This window comes from Bacteroides acidifaciens (assembly GCF_024623065.1).
Taxonomy (GTDB): domain Bacteria; phylum Bacteroidota; class Bacteroidia; order Bacteroidales; family Bacteroidaceae; genus Bacteroides; species Bacteroides acidifaciens.
In genome coordinates this window covers 1-1,375 of record NZ_JANJZR010000183.1, presented here as the reverse complement: position 1 = coordinate 1,375, position 1,375 = coordinate 1, and the positions used below count along the sequence as shown (strand labels likewise).

The following is a 1,375-nucleotide window of genomic DNA, read 5'->3' as shown; positions in this document are numbered from 1 at the left end:
TAATAGTCCGTTAAAAATTCAACATATTGGCTAAGCGGCTTCTGTCACTATGCCAAAGAGTTCTTTGATAAGTTTAGTATTAAAAGTTCTGTTCGTTTTCAGACCGGACATGCTAAAAATTCTTTTGAGCATATAAATACTACTCAGATAGGTCTTTAGCAGTCCGATGGAAAGCGACGGATAGTATCGTTTCCTGATGACCTTTGCGATGTTTACCGAGGCCAGTGAAGCATTGAAAGCGAAGTCGAGTTTCCTCAAGTCTCTAGCCTGACAATCATTGAGTCCTGTAAACTGCTTGGAATCCCGAAAGCAAAACTCAATCTGGAATCGTGTACGGTAGTATTCGATGATGTCTTTGTCCGACATGTCAAGATCAGTGGAGAAATAGATTTTATGTCCTCCTGATTCCGGATAATGAACCACTACTTTGATGTTGCGTTTCATTGCTTTTGAATAGGCCTTGACAGAGTAACCCCTTCCTCCTTCAATGTCGAGAATCTCGCAATGCTGAAGGTCGAGTTTCTCAAAATCAATCTTCTCGCCTTTGACACGCGGTCGTCCCCGTCTGCCTGTGCGGACACCGTCATGTGAATACCACAAGGCGGCATCATCACGCAGGCGGCTGATGACATGGAATCCCAGCAGACAGGCTTCATTGACAAACTTTGCCTTTGAGAACCATGCATCCGCAACGACATAACGTGTTATGCCGAGTAACCTGTCCTTGTATTTACGGAGCACGTCAAGATACCAGTCCACAAGGTTGTAATCTTTGCCTTGCTTTTCCAAATACGCCTTGTCCGGTGTCTGTTCCGCACGTAGCATCATACAATCCCGACTATCAATGTCGATAATGCCGATACCGAGAATTTCCAATCCCCGTTTCATTGCGGAAGCACATCCCGACCAGAACTTGCCGATATAAGGAGTCTTCTTTCCCGACTTTGAAATGTAGCTTGCGTCTATGACAATGGCTTTTCTGACACTTTCACCAAACCGCTGCCGCATAAGCAAGAGATTGAACTGCATCCAGTCAAACTCACGTTCAAACAACTGCCGGAAGCGTTGTTCCGAGCTATATGAGTAACGCCCCATTTGGGTGAAATTAATTTTTCTTGGTAGTACCATATACAAAATCATGAGTTGGATGAATGCTGTTTTAAAACTTTTGCGTAACTTCGCCGGACAACTTTTCAAAGCATCGGTTACGATTTCCTCATATTGGTCAAGTGCTGTTTTATTCATTGCTTTAATGTGTGGTAAGAGACCATTAAAGATAATGAAAAGCAGCCACTTGACCTATTTTGTTTTGCTAAATTTTATCAATTAACTTATTTGTGATCAACGGATTAGTTATAAAATTAACGAAGTGTTA

1 protein-coding gene is annotated in these 1,375 nt (G+C 42.4%); it reads right to left on the bottom strand.

Annotated elements, in window-relative coordinates; translation table 11 throughout:
• Window positions 1–30: 30 nt before the first annotated feature.
• Window positions 31–1,245: a transposase gene (locus NSB03_RS20625; RefSeq protein ID WP_024988906.1), complete on the bottom strand. Its 1,215-nt coding sequence runs from the start codon at window positions 1,243–1,245 to the stop codon at window positions 31–33.
• Window positions 1,246–1,375: the final 130 nt, after the last annotated feature.

Excerpts from the sequence above, each read along its gene's own strand:
- NSB03_RS20625 (WP_024988906.1), bottom strand. The coding sequence starts at position 1,245 with ATGAATAAAACAGCACTTGACCAATATGAGGAAATCGTAACCGATGCT.